The sequence below is a fragment of the Spirochaetales bacterium genome (assembly GCA_016930085.1).
Lineage (GTDB): Bacteria > Spirochaetota > Spirochaetia > SZUA-6 > JAFGRV01 > JAFGHO01.
This window is the reverse complement of sequence record JAFGHO010000057.1, coordinates 18,398-36,209: the sequence shown is the minus strand read 5'-3', so window position 1 is coordinate 36,209 and position 17,812 is coordinate 18,398. Positions and strand designations below refer to the sequence as shown.

Sequence of the window (17,812 nt, the reverse complement as noted above, 5' to 3'; positions counted from 1 at the left end):
CTATGTCTCCAGTCCCCTCGAAAGCAGCCGTTCGATATTCTCACGCGCCCGTGTTTCATAACGGGTTCTGAAATAATCGGAGAGATAAATGGAAGGACGTTTGAGCATCTCCTTTAGCATCTCCGTTCTTTTATCCCGGTATTCCACGGGTGACATCATCGAGTATTCACTCTTTATTTTTTCTTCATACGCGCGAAAATCTTCCCAGGATGTACCAAGCACGGAAAGGTCGATATCACGTATCATATCGGCATCCGGCTGCTTTAGCGCATCGTCTTGTATTGCCGGTCCCGTATGATCGGTATTTCGAATCAGGGCCGTTACCTTTGCGATAAATCCCTCACCGCAGCCCGCGTCCCTCAATACATTCCCGGCATATCCGGCACTCTCACGTTCGTTGGTCGCGGCATGCGGCCGGTAAATAACGTCATGGAACCACCACGCGCACGAAAGGGCATCGCTATCCTGAAGCATATCCATGACACCGACGATCTCTTCCAGCCCCCGGACTATATGCGAAAGCGTGTGATATGCGCGCGTCTTCTCGGAATACGACTGAAGAAGCCGGTCGTATACCTGCCTGTAATTCGTCTGTTGCGTCAAGCGTTCCCAGAGTGATTGGAACCTGAGTTCACCATACATATCCACATGATTGATGATCCTGTAAAAGAGATTCCTTGTTTCATTCGGATCGGTCGAATCCGAATTGTCGTAGCGCCACATGACGCCCTGCCGTGAGCTTTCAATCCGGGCCATGATGGTTTGTGTCTTCTGATCCGTATTGAACTGACTTTGAAGCCGTTTCCGTATCTGGGTTTTCGTGAGGTCGCGTTCCCTGAGCCGGCGCTCCTGACTTTCCCTGTCCGCGGTGACAAGAACGACATTATTGTTACAAAGATTCGACATGCCCCCTTCCGCTATAAGGGCCGCATTGAAGAGGATAAGGCCTTTTTTCCCGTGAAGTTCGTGACGTAAACGGACCATAAGCGGCAGATAGAGGAGGGTATTGAGTTCCTCCAGTTTCTCACGATTGGAGAAAACGATTTCTCCGAGTACCTTTCTGTTGATACCGCCGTCTTTGAGTCTTACTTCACTCCCGAATTTTTTTTCGATCTCCTCCCTCACCTTTTGGTAAAGGGGCTCCGTGAGGTCTCCCAGGATTCGATGCCCGATATGATCGAGTTCGATATGAAAGACGGGGATATGGTGAATCAAACCCAATTCCCTGATTTTTTCACTGACATAGGATTTACCGGTCCCGATTTCTCCGGTAATCCCGATAATATATTGCCCTGACATTTTCGCTTCCAGGCACATTTTTACATGGAGGGGGACATATTCATGAACGAGGCCGTGTTCCTGCTGAAGGGCTTTGGCGGCGCTTGAACTCACATGGGTGAGATCCTGTTTCGCGGGCAGCATATAGGTATCGATGTCGAGTTTCTGACTTTCACTCAGATGATGAAGCATTACCTCGTAATCGAAATCGGCCGCGTTTCTCACCCCCTTGATAATCACCGGTATCCCGTGTTCAAAGGCATAATCGACCAGAAGCCCCTTGAACGCGACCACCTTGACATGCTCGATCCCGGCAAGGGATTTCCTCGCCATCTGCGTCCGCTCTTCAAGGGTGAAGGTATACCGCTTTCCCGGATTGACACCGATACCGACCGTCACCTCATCGAAAACGCGTGTCGCCCGCTTGACGATATCGATATGCCCGAAGGTAATCGGGTCGCCGGAAAATGCATAAATCGCCTTTTTCATACGACTCCTTTATGAAAAACAGAAAACGCCGCACTGGTATACCGGTCTTTCCGCTATTCTATCATTATTTTCGTATTCGGACAATCGGGTCCGTACCCCCGTCGTTCATAACCGGACATGGGGTTTTAACGGATCGCACAGCTTCGGTAACAGACGCCTCGCAGGTCTATGCTTCCCGTATGCGTTCGATGAGATTACGTCTCATGGCATCGAGTTCTTCCTCACTGATTCCGAACATCATCTCATACGCTTCGGCGAAAGAAACCCTGTTACCCATGATGGGGACCTTGTAGGTACGCTCTCTGTCACGAAGATCTGTTTTCTCGGAAACTGCAAGATCGATCGGCCCTTCCTTCGTTACCATCGTTCCCTGACGTATCCCTTCTTCGAGAACGAGGTCATTAAGCCCGATCGACCGGTACACCCCGCTTCCGGGCTTGAGAACGGTTTTGCCCGAGGGACGTACGCTCAAAACGGCGAATGCTTCAATCATGGAAGGATTGGCGAGTATCGAATCTTTTATCACACTTTTTTTTATTATCCCCCTCCCGCGTAACGTGCTGTTGACGACAACCGAATCCGAAATATCAATCCCGTCAGCGATAAACGAATTGACGATTCTGTTGCCGTGTGCGTCTGTCCCGTCGCTGATATTTTCGAGTTTCCGCGCAATGATTCCCCGCCCGCCCGTATCAAGAAGGGAAAGATATTTTTCCCGCATCGCGTGGTGCAGACCGATATCGGCCCAATATATCCTGTCCCCCATGTCCAATGCCTTGAAATTTACGGGTCTTCCGTGACGTTGGGCGAACAGTACCTTAATCTTCTGTACTTTTTCAAGAAAATCCGGCACTTTCTCCAAAAGAGCCCTCAGTTCCCGGTCCCGCTTCACCGTTTCGTACCAGGAGGAGAAATTGCTGTTCATCGAAAACGCCATAAGGAAATAGGGGTCGAAATCAATCGTTACGCCTTCTCTGGTAATTTCATCCGCGAATATCTCTGCAGCGATATCGAGAACGTCATAGGAAACCGCGACCGGTCCCAGACTTACCCCGGCATAGTAAAAGTTATCGGGGCCCGCCTCGACGCCGCAGTCAAGTAATTGTTTGACGATAACCGCTTTATCGTTTCTCGAAATCAACCGTACTATATTACACTCGTCATCGACAACGGTCCAGTCTTTCTGTTTGGCAAGCTCGTCGGTTATCTTCACGATCGAGATAAACTTGATCACGTCATATGATGCGAAATCATCCGGCGATGCCGGCGGCGCGGATAGATCGATTGACGGTATTTCCGTCTCGTCCCCCCATTTGTCCAGAATCCCCCTGAACCCCCTGCTTTGAATGTAATCGACGACAGGCGTAAAGTACAACAGGCCTTCCTCGATGGCACTCATGTTCCCGGGGCCCTCCCCGTCCGTCGAACTGACGACAATGGCGGGTTTTCTGTCCCCTTCTATCTGGGTGAACGGAGACATACGTTCTCCCCTCCCGAACACCATGCCGAGTAAAATGACCGAATCATTGTATGAGATACCTTTTTCCCCCGCCATGTCCTTGAACTTGTTGTACGCGAGGAGTGTGCCCAGAAAATTACCCTCGCGTGTCTTGTCGCCCGTTTTTTCCTCGAGGGAGATGACCTTAGTGCTGCCGTCGATATTGAAAATGAAAGGACTTGTTTTATCGAGTCGTTTTTGCCAGGATAGTCGGTCGGCTTCGTTTCCGGATACGACGATCACGACCTTTGTACTTTTGTTTTTTTTCGTCAGATGATGCGCATATTCTATGTTGTCCAATACCGCTTTGATATGAGACGAGATGCCCCCTCTTTCACCATCTTCCACCGGATTGCCCCTTTTTTAGTTTTTGTCACGTTATACATCGACACCAACAGGCCCATAAGGCATATTGATACATTTCTTTCTATTATATTGAATTTAAATATTTTATCAAGGTACTTCAAAAACCTGATATTTTTGATCTTTATTGTGTGTCTGCCGCGAATAACACGTGTAATTCGACTTATGAGGGAATACCGTTCACTTCCATAAAAACGGCCATCGATATCAAAAATCTTCGGTTTCGAGCCACTCGCGGGACTGTACGACGGGCAGCTGCAGCGCGCGTTCCCTGTCGAGCTCCAGTTTACCCACATGAACCGCCTGCGGGGTCTGCACCCATTTGAAGATGGAACCGGTAAACAATCTCACGAACTTCTTTATCCAGGTTGAAAGCATTCCCGGTTTGTACCACGGTGCCATTTTTTTCAATTCGTCGTCCGTCCACATTGTTCTTGTGATACGGTAGATAACGGCCGGACTCTTTTTCTCTTCGACAAGCAGGTACATACAACTGTCCAGAACGGGGAACGGCATGAGATCCTTTTCGTCTTCCTGAGCGTCGGCGAGTTCGGCCGACGCCTTTGTTTCGAGGACGTCCTTCAATCCCTGAAAACGGTAGCGCCCGTACAGGTAACCAAGCAGGGCGATAATCACCGTTTTGGGTATGTTCGCGATCAGGGAATAGGCGCCCATCATATCCCCCCCTATTGTCGTATACCCGACGGCTTTCTCCGACATATTCCCCGTCTGAATCCACATACCCCCCGAAGAGTTCGACCAGTTGAGCATCCGTTCGCCCCGTATGCGCGCCTGTATGTTCATTTTCGTGATATCGGTAACCGCCTCATCCGGCCCGAGCATGGATCCGACTTTTTCGATCTCCCGTTCAACCTCCGCCTGAATCGGTATTTCCCTGAATGTCACCCCCAATTCTTTGCAAATACGGCGGGATATATTCTTCGTCTCTTCGGAATTGTATTGCGCGGGCATTGAAAAACACCAGATAAACTCCCGTATCTTTTTCTTCATTTCCTCCTCATCGAGTCCGGAAAAGCGTTTTCTGGCAAAGAGATAACATATCATGAGACTCAACGTGGAATCCTTTCCGCCGGAAAGTGATATCCCGATCTTCCTGAATACGCCGGTTTTCTCGTAATAATCGAGTCCGCATATCAACGCGGCAATGAGGTCTTCACAATAACATTCAAAGGCGTTTTTGACGGGTCGTTCGACAGGTATGAAAAAACTTTTATTTTCGGGAATACGGAACATGCAGGCGGGGTGATTGGGCTGCGGTCCCTCCGGTACCTCGACGACCGAAACCCGTTCACCGTATTTTAAAAAGGCTTCACAGTCCGTCCGCCATGTCGTATTCTCGAAGCGCAGCCTTGCCGTCCGTTCCAGGTCGACATCCTCGCAGACGATCCCTTCACGCCACCGCGGCAATTCGGCGATCATGAGACCGTTCTGGTTGACGTACCCGCCCCCGTCGAACACGAGCGAATCGTTTCCACCGTACTGATTGACATAGACCAGGGTGACCTGGTTGTCCGCCGCCCTGGTCGATATCATCTCGCGTCTCGTGTCGACTATTCCCAACCTGAACGGCGATGCCGATATGTTTACGATCACCTCCGCGCCGTTGTAGGCCCGCCTCCTCATCGGCCCGTCGGGCGACCAGATGTCCTCGCAGATCTCGACGCCGACCATACCAAAGGGAAAGCGAAACACAAGATCGCCGAACGGGATATCTTCACCTTCTATCATGCCGCTCATACCGGCCCACCCCCGGGAAAATGTCCGCCATTCATAAAAGACGCCATAGGTGGGAAGTTTCTCCTTTGGGACAATGCCGCATATCTTACCGTTGCATATAACCGCGGCTGCATTATAGAGATTGCTTTGATGCCGCACCGTCAGTCCGACGATAAAAACCGTCGGAACGCCCGTTTTTACCCTGCTTTCAACGGCGATGCGCTTCAAGCTGTTCCATTGCGTATCGACGAACATCTTCCACTGAACAAAATCCTCGCACGGATATCCGGCGATCACCTGTTCATGAAAACAGCCGATGCCGCACGAGGATGATTTCATTTCTTTCATCGCGCCAATTATTTTTTCCGTATTGTCAACGACCGCACCGACTCGTGTGTTGATCGTGGCAATACCGATTTTTATAAGCCGCATATCGAGCCCCCTTGTGTCATTCTATCACGGGAATCGGTGCTTCGGAAGCCCATAGTTCGTGAATGAACCTGAAAAGCGTCTGCGTCACCGAAACCTTGTACTGTGTGGGATTGACGGGTCGCGCGTAATCTTCCCTCATTTTTTTCAGCTGCGCAAGCACATACTCCCTGCTTTTGGACAACGGCGGCAGATTGATTTTCGCTTCTCCGTCCCACACACGCGCGGTCAGCTTTCTGACCTCGTGCGGGACAATGATGACACGTTTCTTTTCCTCAAAAGGATCGATACAGAGTATCTTTTCTCCTTTTTCAGGTATCTCCTCACCGACCATGATCATAATATCGGCAAGCGGTATCGAATCCTTCCCGATAAGTCGATAGACGTCTTTTCTGCCCGGAATCGTCACCTTGATTATCTGTTGCGAGATTTTAATCCTCGGGCTTCCTTCTATTTCGACGAGTTTATAGACGCATCCCAGGGCAGGCTGGGCCTGACAGGTGACAAGATGCGTGCCGACACCAAAGATATCGATCTCGTTACCCTGCCTTTCGAGTGAAAGCAGGATTTCCTCATTAATATCATTGCTCGCTGCGATAAGAAGCCCGGAAAAATCCACACCTGTCCGTTCCGCGGTTTCCCGAAACATTTTCCTGCTTTCCCGCGAAAGAAAGGCAAGATCTCCGGAATCGAGTCTGATGCCGACCGGCTCGTAACCCAGACGGCTCAATGCCACGGCGACACACAGAAAATTGGGGACGCCGGACTTCAGCGTATCGTAGGTATCGACGAGCGCGAGAAAATTATCGGGGAATGCCTGCGCATATGCGATATAAGCGGCGAGTTCGCCTTCATTTGTGTTCGTGAATCCCAGCTGTTCGCGGATGGCAAGGACTGATTTCAAAAGATTACCAGCGGGGTTTTTCTTGTTTTTGGCATCCCCCTTTTTGCCGACATCCTCGATGCCGTGAAATGCCTGGACGAATGAATGTGCGTGCGTTCCCTTGACGGGGAGTTCAAACAGTCTGCCCGCAAGCACATTGCTTGTTCCGTCAAAACCGCCCAAATAACTGTACCTGGATGCCGAAATACCGCCATCCGGCCCCTGGGCGCGTCTCAAACCGAACTCTAAAAGCCGTTTGTCAAAACCGGATGCGATCCGGAATCTGGCTGCGTTTGTTGCGACAAGCGAAGCATAATTGACAAGGGTGAGAAGCGTGGTTTCAAGAAGCTGACAGATAGCAAGCGGCCCTTCAATGCGAAGGAGAGGCTCTTTCGGGAAGACGACGGTTCCTTCTTCGACGGAATAAACCTTGATATCCGAACAGTTGATTGTTTTCAACCACCTGAGAAACTCTTTTTCGCAGCCCGGAAGTAGTTTTTCACCGATATACGCAACGTCCTCATCAGTTATCGAATACGATGCGATAAATCGAAGTACTTCGCTTAACCCGGCAAAAACAGTAAACGCTCCCTGGAAGGGATTTTTTCTGAAAAAAAGATCGAAGACCGCCTCTTTGTCATGAATACCGTTTTTCCAGTACGCATACGCCATGGTAATCTGGTATAGATCGGTCAAAAGAGGTCCCACGAACGAGTTTGTCGGTTTTATCATCGTCGCTCCTTTCTCCAGCGTGGTCGCCCGGCATTGCAAGCCGATTCGGCAGGTGATTGTTCCGTTGCCGGGTCCCTCTCGGATAAAAAAATTATCGTATGTCGAGAGTGAAAACCGGTCAATGTGGAGTATAAAACACTTCGGCCCGCATCGCAAGTGAATGAGGATATGTATCGCCGCTTCCGTCCGGTGGAATGTAATGTTGCTTGAATTTTTTTCAAATTCAACAATAATTTTAAGTGTGGAAAAAAAAGAAAGATTGATAAGGATTCTCTTTATCGATCCCGATCATACACACAGCTCATATTTTATACGGCTTGTAAAGGAATCCGGTCACCAGATAACGTGTTTTCCCGTATTTTCTTTTCAGGAAGCAAAAAAAAGGCTCGACAGCGATTCCTTTGATATCGTTATCGGAAATTATAATCTCGACAATACGACAATTTTAGATCTCTCGCCCTTCATCGGGAAAACACCCCTTGTCATTACGGGATCAATCGAACGGTCAAGCGACCTTGTCAAAGCCCTGGAATCCGGCGCCGAAGATTATGTCATCAAGGACGATCGGAATATATACTGTAAAACACTGCTCATCAAGGTGATCAAGATCATCCGGACAAAGATACTGAAGGGGTATGTGGTAAAAAGCAGAGTCGATGAATTGCTTTACAGAGATATAATGGAAAATATCCCCGATATCATTTATAAAATCGATCCGAACGGTTTTTTCACCTACATTAACAGTGCTGTAAAAATGCTCGGTTATACCCAGAACGAACTTATCGGAAAACATTTCAGAAAAATACTTCACCCGGAGGATTATCATAAAGTTTCAAGAAAAGAGGCGGAAATGAATAACTATACGCTCAATGACCCGCTTCAAGGACCGCCGAAATTTTTCGATGAACGGAGGAGGGGGGAGCGGAAGACAACCGGACTTGAGGTACGGCTGATACCAAAAACATGGTCCAAACAAACGGCGGATTCCATGGTGATTATCGGTTCGGTTATATCGTTTGGAGAAATTAACGCACAGGGCCACTATAAACCGGAGGATAACAGATTTCTCGGAACGATCGGTATCATTCACGACATCACCACGCGCCGGAAATCCGAATCGCTTCTCAGGAAACTCTATGAAGCGGTCGATCACAGCCCCCTTTCAATCATTATCACCGATTCGAACGGAAATATCGAATATGTGAACCCCTTTTTCATTCACCTCACCAACTACACACCCGGAGAAATCATCGGAAAACATATAAGTCAATTTTCGGGTAACGGTAAAAAGGACGGGAAACAGCCCGATTACCGGTCGATCATCACGACCGGCGAACGTTTCCAGGGGGAGGTGGTGAGTTCAAGAAAAAACGGGGACACCTACTGGGAATCGGTAACAATGACACCCATCCGGGACCCGAACGGCAAGGTGACCAATTACGTGATTATCAAAATGGATATCTCTTCCTACAAGAAAGCACAAATCGAACTCCAAAACGCGCATGACGAACTCGACCGGCGCGTCACCGAACGGACGCAAGAACTACAGAAGACAAATGAAACCCTGAGACTTGAAATCGCCGATCACAGCCGTGCCGAAGAAGAAAAGATAAAACTCGAAAATCAGTTGCGCCAGACGCACAGACTCGAGATGATCGGTACCCTTGCCGGCGGTATCGCCCATGATTTCAACAATATCCTTGCACCGATTATCGGATTTACGGAAATGATCCTGGAAGACATTCCGGAGGACGATCCGGTTTCGACAAACCTCACATATGTACTGGAGGCGGCCAACCGCGCCAAAGATCTGGTCCAGCAGATCCTTACTTTTTCGCGACAGGTCGAACACGAGGCGGTCCCCGTCATGGTACAGCCGCTCATCAAGGAACTTCTCAAACTTCTCCGGGCGACAATACCGAAAACAATCAGTATAAAACACTATATCAGCCCACGGTGCGGGGCCGTCATGATCGATCCGACACATTTTTATCAGATAATCATGAATCTCTGCACGAATGCCTTTCACGCAATGCGCGAAGCGGGTGGAACGCTCGAAATTAATCTCAATCCCGAAAAAATCAGTATCGAAAAAGCGCGTTCGATTGCGGAATTGAAACACGGCGACTACCTTAGCATAAAGGTAAAGGACACGGGTCACGGGATGGAACGGGCGGTATTGGACCGTATTTTCGATCCTTTCTTCACCACTAAAAAGGTGGGAGAAGGGAGCGGTCTGGGGCTTTCCGTTGTCCATGGGATCGTCACAAGCTACGGGGGCGCGATCCTGGTGGAGAGTGAAGTCGGGGTCGGCACGACATTTACCGTTTATCTTCCCCGCATCGACAGCGAGGTCCTTGTCGGTACGGAAAAAAAGCCGAATATTCCCCGCGGCACCGAACGGATCCTCTTTGTCGACGATGAAAAACAGATCGCCCTTATGGGCAAAGAAATGCTCGAACGGCTGGGATACGAGGTCACCATGCTTACCGACAGTGAAAAGGCGCTCGACTATTTCAAGGCAAATGCCGCCTCGATCGATCTTCTCGTCACCGACCAGACAATGCCCGGAATGACGGGCGCCAGGCTGGCGGTCGAATGTATGCGGATTAAGCCGGGCCTTCCGGTCATTCTCATCACCGGATTCAGCGAACAGATCACGGATGAAGAGAGTAAGAAAATAGGTATCCGGGAGTATGTGATGAAACCTATCGCTTTTCGTGAAATAAGCCAGGCGATACGCCGCGCGCTTGAAATGAAAGAGAAATGACCGGGGGGCGTATCGCCTTTTGTGATTACATACCCGGTGTTGCATTGTTTATTTTTTACGATTACCTTTTAATCGGCGGAAGCTATGGATAAAAAAAAGGATAACAGGACAAACAGGATACATATCGATAACCTCTCGAGTGAAGAACGGCAACAATTGAGAGAACAACTGCTTGCCGATGACGAAAAAAATTATCTGGAACTCATCCGGATTATAACCTTTTCGGGGAATGTCGCGACAAAGATAATCGGACTCCTTGACGAAAAGACCATTCTGAAAACCGTTATCGATGAGTTTAAAACGATCAAAAAATATTCCGCCGTTATTTTTCTCCATTCCAACGACAGAAAGACACTCACGATCGAAACGATTACCCTCGATCGAAAGACACTTGCCGATGTGGAAGCAGTATCGGGTGCCGGGATCGATGACTTCATCATCGATCCGATAAAATCGCCGATCCTCAGGGGGGTCGTGGAAGGTAAAAAAACGGTTTTGGTCACCGCCATCGATATTATAAAAGAGTTTGTCCCCCAAAAAATTGCTAAAACAATTTCACGAATCATCAAATGCGACAACCAGAAAATCATCCTCGCCCCGCTCATCCGTGAAGAAAAAAGTATCGGGGTATTCGGTATGTCGGGACCCGAACTCGCCGAATATTTCCTGCCGTCTGCGAACAATCTCGCGACGATTATATCAGACGCACTCCAGCTTTGTTACGAGCAGAAGCAGCGGCTGAAAACGGAAATCGACCTGATCAAGGAAAAGTCGTATCTTCAGACGGCCTACAGTGTGTCGGTCATCCTCGGCTCGTCCGGTGATTTTGACGAGGCTTCACGGGTGATTCGGGAGGAACTGGATCTGGGGGCCGTCATCATCATCACGATCGATCAGCTTACCCATAAGGCATATACGAAAGGCATCGCGGTAGAAATGCCCGATGTTTTTTTCGGTATTGTACGGCAGATCACCATAGATCTCAAAAAAAACGGGAAGGCACGGCGTTATCTGGATTCACTCGCCTCGATTACCCATGTGACAATCGATGAATTATTCGATCATTTCATCGAAAGCGACAAGACACTCAAAAAACTTTTCGCTCCGGTCTCGAAAATCATTGCCAGGAAAAAGGCGGGAGACATTCTCGCCGGTCCCCTTCTCGATTCGTATAACAAGAAAATCGGTATTTTCTTATTCGCAAAAAAATACGGCAATTCATACTCCACGGATGAACTGCCCCTTATCAAAAGCATCGTCAATCTCGTTTCCATCTCTTTGGAAAACCAGCTGCATCAACAAAAACTGATCCGACAGATTATCACCAATAAATTCCGTACCGATATCTGGAGACTCGCGACGGACAAGCAGATGGACGGGGATACGCTTATTCAGGAGTTTTTGAACAGACTCGGCCCCACCATCGGACTGAGCAGGGCGTGTTATAACCGTCTCATCGGGAAAAATCCGGAGGAAAGCGATCTCGAATGCGTGATCGAATGGAACGCCCTCGGAGTCAAACCCTCCCTCGGCACTATCACGCCATCCGTCTTGATCAAGACGATCATCCCATTGATCAGGAAATCCCCGGAAGCACACCTGATACTAAACGACGATAATATCCTTTCCATTTTTCCCAAAAAAGCCAAAAAACTGATAAAGCCCTATGTTTCGTTTTTCAAAACATCACTCAATATCGAAAACATGCTTATTCTCTATAATATCGTCAATAACAGGATCGATGGTATGTTTTCATTCGAAATATGCTCGGACAACCGGAAAAAGCCCTCCTGGACGGATGAGGTTGTCGACAGTATCTATGAATGCGTCAAGATTGTTTCCCATGCGATTGCGGAGAAAGAGGCGGACAAGGCCCTGCAGAAATCGGAGGAAAAGTTCAGAACATTCATAGAAACCGCGAGCGATCTCATGTTCATTACGGATGAACACCAGACAATAACCTATGTCAACTCGTCGATGGCGCGGACCCTGGGGTACGACCGCGAACAACTGACCGGCAGGCATATCTATTCCGTTGTGGGGGAAGATGCCCTGGATGGTTTTAAGGCCTCCTGTCACGATCTTTTCTCAAAAGGTGAAATAAGCGCCGAAACCGTCTGGTGCACCGCCGGTGGGAAGCCAATCTTCGGCGAACTGAAGCTCGTTGCCATCTATAACGAGAAACACGATTACCAGGGAAGCAGGGGTATTTTCCGTGATATCACCGAATGGAAAAAACATGAGGAAGAACGGAAGCGTTTCGAGGCACGGCTTCGTCATTTTCAAAAGATGGAAACAATCGGGACGCTGGCAGGCGGTATCGCTCACGATTTCAACAATATCCTTTCCCCCATCATGGGGTATATCGATATGGTCCTGGACGATCTGGATGAAGATACCGAACTCTATGACAATCTCTCTCATATTCACGATTCGGCGATCAGGGCAAAAGAACTCGTACAGCAGATTCTGACCTTCAGCAGAAAAACGGAGGGAAATCCAAAACCCGTCAATATTGTCTCGCATGTCAAAAATTATACCGCACTCCTTCGTTCCCTCCTTCCCCCGAATATCCGGCTCATCACCACTATTAATCCAAATTGCGGTTCCATCCTCATCGATCAATCCCAGATATTCAGGCTTCTTTTAAACCTCTCTACCAACGCGCAGCAGTCGATGGAAGAAAATGGAGGCACCCTTACCATAACACTGAATCCGGTCGAGGTGACAAGCGCATTTGCACGGGAAAACCCCCCTCTCTCGAAAGGAAGTTACATCTGTCTTTCGGTAGGCGATACCGGCCACGGCATGGATACCGCCGTGATGGAGCGTATTTTCGAACCATATTTTACGACAAGGGAGGTGGGAAAAGGAACGGGTCTGGGTCTTTCCGTCGTGCACGGCATCACAAAAAGCGCGGGAGGAGATATTTTCGTCGAAAGTAAAACGGGGAAAGGGTCTACTTTTACCCTGTATTTTCCCAGAATCGACATCGATATCAAACCTGAAGAAAAAAGAAAATCGAATTTTCAAAAAGGAAAGGAACGCATTCTCTTTATCGACGACGAGGAACAGATTGTCATCATGGGGAAACAGATGCTGGAAAGACTCGGTTATCAGGTCATTTCAACAACGGACAGCTCGGAGGCGATTTCACTGTTCAAAAAAGATAAAACCACGATCGATCTCGTTATTACGGACCAGACAATGCCGAATGTGACCGGTACCATGCTGATACGGGAATTGCGCCGTATCAAGCCCGATATACCGGTCATTCTCACTTCGGGATTCGGTAAAATCACAAGCAGACAAAAAACCGAAAATATCACAATCCAGGCATATCTGTCCAAACCGATAACAATGGAAGAAATGAGTACGACCGTCCGTGCGGTTCTGGAAGGCAGGATGAAGCAGGAGGGAGATGAAAGCGGTGAATAATCATGAAAAAGAGACTGCGAACAGTACGATTCTTGTTGTCGATGACGAGCGTCAGATCAGAATCGTATTCGAAAATACACTCAGTATCACCGGCTATCGCTGTATAACAACTTCCACTGCGGCCGAGGCACTCGATATCCTTTCGAAAACCGTCATCGACATTGTCATTACCGACATAAAAATGCCGGACATGGACGGAATCGATCTTCTTTCATTTATCAAGCGGCAATACGATGCGGATGTCATTGTCATGACCGGTTATACGGAGTTATACACATACGACGAAATTCTTGAACTCGGCGCAAGTGATTTTTTTACCAAACCGATAAGCATGAACGAGATCATTATCAGGGTTCGACGGGTCATGCGTGAGCGTAAAATACTTCAGGACCTTTCGCAGGCAAAGAAAAGAGCGGAAGAATCGGACAGGTTGAAATCCGCATTTCTCGCCAATATATCGCATGAAATACGAACGCCACTCAATGGAATTATCGGATTCACAAATCTCATGCTCGAAAGCCCCATCTCAAAAGAACAGCGGCAGTATCTGGAGATCATTCGTGAAAGCGGTAAATTGCTCTGCTCGCTTATCGATGATCTTCTTGATCTCTCGATCATCGAAAGCGGACATATTCCGATCGTCCGTACGCCTTTTTCACTCAAAACGATCTTGGACAATACCGGTTCGCACGCACGGCTTCTCATCGAACAAAGCGGTAAAAAGATCGATCTTCACTCGAATTATAATCTCAGTCTGCACGATCTTGTTATCATCGATCCGACAAGGCTCAAGCAGATCCTCTATAATCTGATCGGTAACGCCGTGAAGTTTACACAGGAGGGAAATATCGAGTTCGGAGTGGATTTTGACAACGATGGATTTCTCCGTTTTTATGTAAAAGATACCGGATATGGTATACCGGAGGACAAATCTGGCGTTATCTTCGATGCCTTCAGACAGGCGGACAGCACGATCCATAAAAAGTTCGGTGGGTCGGGACTCGGACTGACAATCTGCAAAAAACTCGTCGAACATATGGGCGGCAGGATCTGGTTTGAATCGAAAACCGGCCACGACCACGGTACGATATTTTATTTTACCCTCCCCTATGACCCCGCACGGGAAAAAGAAATAATAGCCGGGGACGATTTTCCGGCAACGAAATCAAGAGAAGGACTTACCATTCTTTTGATAGAAGACGACAGGATAAGCAGCATGCTGGTGCAGCGCATTCTGGAAATAAACAATCATGAGGTGGTCACCGAATCCGACGGTGAAGCGGGATTTTCACGCTACTGCCTGCTTCACGATTCAATCGATATCATTCTGATGGATATTCAACTTCCCTCCAAAGACGGCTACGAGGTCGCCGGTAAAATACGGCAAAAGGAAAAAGAATCCGGGTGGAAGCGGACGCCGATCATCGCACTGACAGCCTCCGCACTCAAGGGTGAACGGAAAAAATGCATCGACAGCGGATGTGACGATTATCTGGCGAAACCGCTTCAGCAGGATATACTTTTGCGTATGATAGATAATCATGTCGGGACTGAAACCCCGGAGGGTTAGCCGTCGAGAATCGACCTGATTTTTTTAGCCGCCTGCAATAGCGAAAACGGCTTTTGAAGAAATCCCAGGCATCCTTTGTTCAAGAGTTCCTGTGCCTGACCATTGATGCTGTACCCGCTTGAAAGCAGGACCTTTACCGCCGGATCGATTTTTTTTAATTCAGCGAAGGTCTCTCTTCCTCCCATACCGGGCATAATCAGGTCCAGAATTACAATATCGATCGACTCTTTTTTTTGTCGGTAGATCGCAAGGGCATCGTGCCCCGAAGAAGCGGCGAGTACCGTATAACCGAGGGTCTTGAAAAATGCCTTCCCCGACCTGATGATCGTCTCTTCGTCATCGACCAGAAGGATCGTCTCCTTTCCGCCCGGTATTTTCCTGTCTTCTTCACTCATGACAGGTTCCGGATGCTTTCCCGTCGCCGGAAGATAAATATTAAAGGTGGACCCTTTCCCCTTTTCACTGTAAATGGTGATATTTCCATTGTGATTCCTGACAATACCGTAGGAAGAGGCAAGCCCGAGACCGCTTCCGGTTCCTTCCTTTGTGGTAAAAAAAGGATCGAAGACCTTCTGCCGTATCGATTCGTCGATACCCTCTCCGGTATCGGTGATCGAAATTTTGACATACATGCCGGAAGGCAATGAAAACCCGTTTTCATCGGATATTTCGAGTTTCACATTCTCCGTACCGATGTAAAGATCGCCGCCGTCCGGCATTGCCTGCCAGGCATTGACATACAGATTGAGGAAAACCTGTTCGAGCTGCCCCCTGTCCGCTTCAACGGCCATCAATTCACTGTCAAAACTGAAATGGATGCGGATCTCTTTTCTGCTTCGGCCGAAGAGGGTCGCGCTTTTATTCAAAAGGTCATTGACATCGACAACCTCCACTTCGTATTTCCCGCCCCGTCCGAGACCCAGTAGCTGCCTGGTCAGTGAAATCCCCCGATGAACGAGTTCCCCGATATCGTTCACCCTGACGAGATTTTCCCTGTCGCCCGACAGGTTCGCATGGAGAAGTGTGGCATTGACCTGGATACCCATGAGAAGGTTGTTGAAATCATGGGCGAACCCGCCCGCGAGCGTACCCAGGGCTTCCAGTTTCTGGGCCTGGATGATTTGTTGTTCGAGTTTTTTCCGTTCCTTTTCGGCTTCCTTTCTTTCCGTCAGGTCGCGGACGATACTCAGGGTGGCTTTCCCCTCTTCGAGGTCAATGACGGAACTGTTTATTTCTACCGGTATGATTTTCCCGTCTTTCGTCATATGTTCGGCTTCAAAGAGAATGAAGCCCTTTTCCTTCATTATATTCAACCTCTTTTCTATCAGAACACGCGAGGAAGGGGCGTCTATTTTGGCGACATTTTCTCCGATAAGTTCTTCGCGGGTGTAGCCGAGCCGGTTGCAGGCGACCTGATTGACCTCTAAAATATTTCCCGACATATCATGAAAAAAGATCGCGTCTTTGGCGTTATTGAAAAGAAGCCTGAACCGAAACTCCGATTTTGTTATTTTTTCATTCGACCGGTAGAGGTCGGCGTAGAGATGATCGAACTCCCGCGCCAGCTCTCCTATTTCGTCTTTTGCATATGTCGAAGCAAACGGCCTCGACCTCGTTTTAATCTGATTCACCAGATTGGAAAGCGGTTTGAGGGAACGGTTGATAATAACCAGAACGGCGATGAAAATAAAAACGAAAATACCGAAGACGAGGAGGTTGATGATACCCGACTCGCTTTGCGCCTTCCTGAGTATTCCTTCTTTGGGCTGCTGAACGATAACGGCCCACCCGGTAAGGGGGATGGTCCCGTAGGCGGCAAGCCAGGTCTCCCCTTCATACTCGTATTCGGTAATACCGTTCTCGCCCGCGAGCGCCATTCTCACCGGTTCGTATTCCATCATGCTGTACGCATCGTAGTCTTCATACAGGAGTTCCCTGCCGGGATGGACCAAAAGCCAGCCGTTCGATGCGACGAGGTACGCGTAACCGCCCGAACCGACCCGAATACCCCTGATCAGATTCACAAGTGAATTTTCTTCGGATACAACAAAAACACCCCGGAGAAGCGTGCGGGCGTTTTGTTTATCCGGACCGATCGGTGTGGAAAATCCGCTGACGAGGGTGCAGGTGACCGACCGGAGAACATCGAGAAATACCGTCGATCCGCCAGAGAAGGTTTGCTCGACCCAATACATATTGTTTTCCGGTATGCGCGTCCCGACATTTTCCGGGATCGTCGGAAAAGAAATCCATCTTCCTGTTCGATCCATAACGAAAAAGTAATTGAAAAAGACGTTTGACTCATTGAATATCGAGATCATCCCGTCGAGTGTCTCCCTGTTCATGGTGTCGAGACCGGGAATGTCCGCCATTCTTTCGAGTTCATCCACAGCCTGTACAAAACGAAACTGAAAACCCGATGTGATATTGCTGTTTATAAAAACCAGATTATTCTTCGCATTATCGATTTCCCCTTTCACGAAACGTGGTCCTAGATAAAAAAATTGGAAGAGAAGTACAACGATCATGATCGATAAAAAGGCGGCCGTGAGTTTGAACTTGATGCTGTGTCTCCTCACCATTGGTGTCTCCGGTAAAAAATGTTTTTTTTTCAGGAGGTCATAT

General features: G+C 48.5%; 8 protein-coding genes. 3 read left to right on the top strand and 5 right to left on the bottom strand.

What is annotated here, in order from left to right:
• The 4 genes from coaD to pncB all read right to left on the bottom strand — a co-directional run bounded on the left by coaD (nucleotide 1) and on the right by pncB (nucleotide 7,409).
• A complete protein-coding gene (gene coaD / locus JW881_09345) occupies nucleotides 1-1,767 on the bottom strand; it encodes a pantetheine-phosphate adenylyltransferase (GenBank protein MBN1697706.1) in 1,767 nt (588 codons plus the stop codon).
• Between the two features lie 166 nt (nucleotides 1,768-1,933).
• Nucleotides 1,934-3,613 (bottom strand): hypothetical protein, encoded by a 1,680-nt coding sequence (locus tag JW881_09340; GenBank protein ID MBN1697705.1) that lies wholly within the window; start codon nucleotides 3,611-3,613, stop codon nucleotides 1,934-1,936.
• Between the two features lie 222 nt (nucleotides 3,614-3,835).
• Nucleotides 3,836-5,797 (bottom strand): NAD(+) synthase, encoded by a 1,962-nt coding sequence (gene nadE, locus JW881_09335; GenBank protein MBN1697704.1) that lies wholly within the window; start codon nucleotides 5,795-5,797, stop codon nucleotides 3,836-3,838.
• A 16-nt stretch (nucleotides 5,798-5,813) separates the two neighbouring features.
• Nucleotides 5,814-7,409, bottom strand: coding sequence for a nicotinate phosphoribosyltransferase (gene pncB, locus JW881_09330; GenBank protein ID MBN1697703.1), 1,596 nt, complete (start codon nucleotides 7,407-7,409; stop codon nucleotides 5,814-5,816).
• 241 nt (nucleotides 7,410-7,650) lie between these two features.
• On the opposite strand from pncB, the gene JW881_09325 reads away from it, so the two are divergent.
• From JW881_09325 to JW881_09315, 3 genes are all read left to right on the top strand, one after another.
• Nucleotides 7,651-10,179, top strand: coding sequence for a PAS domain S-box protein (locus JW881_09325; GenBank protein ID MBN1697702.1), 2,529 nt, complete (start codon nucleotides 7,651-7,653; stop codon nucleotides 10,177-10,179).
• An 84-nt stretch (nucleotides 10,180-10,263) separates the two neighbouring features.
• On the top strand, nucleotides 10,264-13,617 hold the full coding sequence (locus JW881_09320; protein MBN1697701.1) for a response regulator: 3,354 nt from the start codon (nucleotides 10,264-10,266) through the stop codon (nucleotides 13,615-13,617).
• Entirely contained in the window at nucleotides 13,601-15,187 is a 1,587-nt protein-coding gene (locus JW881_09315; protein MBN1697700.1) for a response regulator, read from the top strand. The genes JW881_09320 and JW881_09315 overlap by 17 nt, the downstream gene beginning before the upstream one ends.
• Here JW881_09315 and JW881_09310 read toward each other — a convergent pair.
• On the bottom strand, nucleotides 15,184-17,769 hold the full coding sequence (locus JW881_09310; GenBank protein ID MBN1697699.1) for a PAS domain S-box protein: 2,586 nt from the start codon (nucleotides 17,767-17,769) through the stop codon (nucleotides 15,184-15,186). The two genes, JW881_09315 and JW881_09310, sit on opposite strands and share 4 nt — an antisense overlap.
• Nucleotides 17,770-17,812 lie beyond the last annotated feature (43 nt).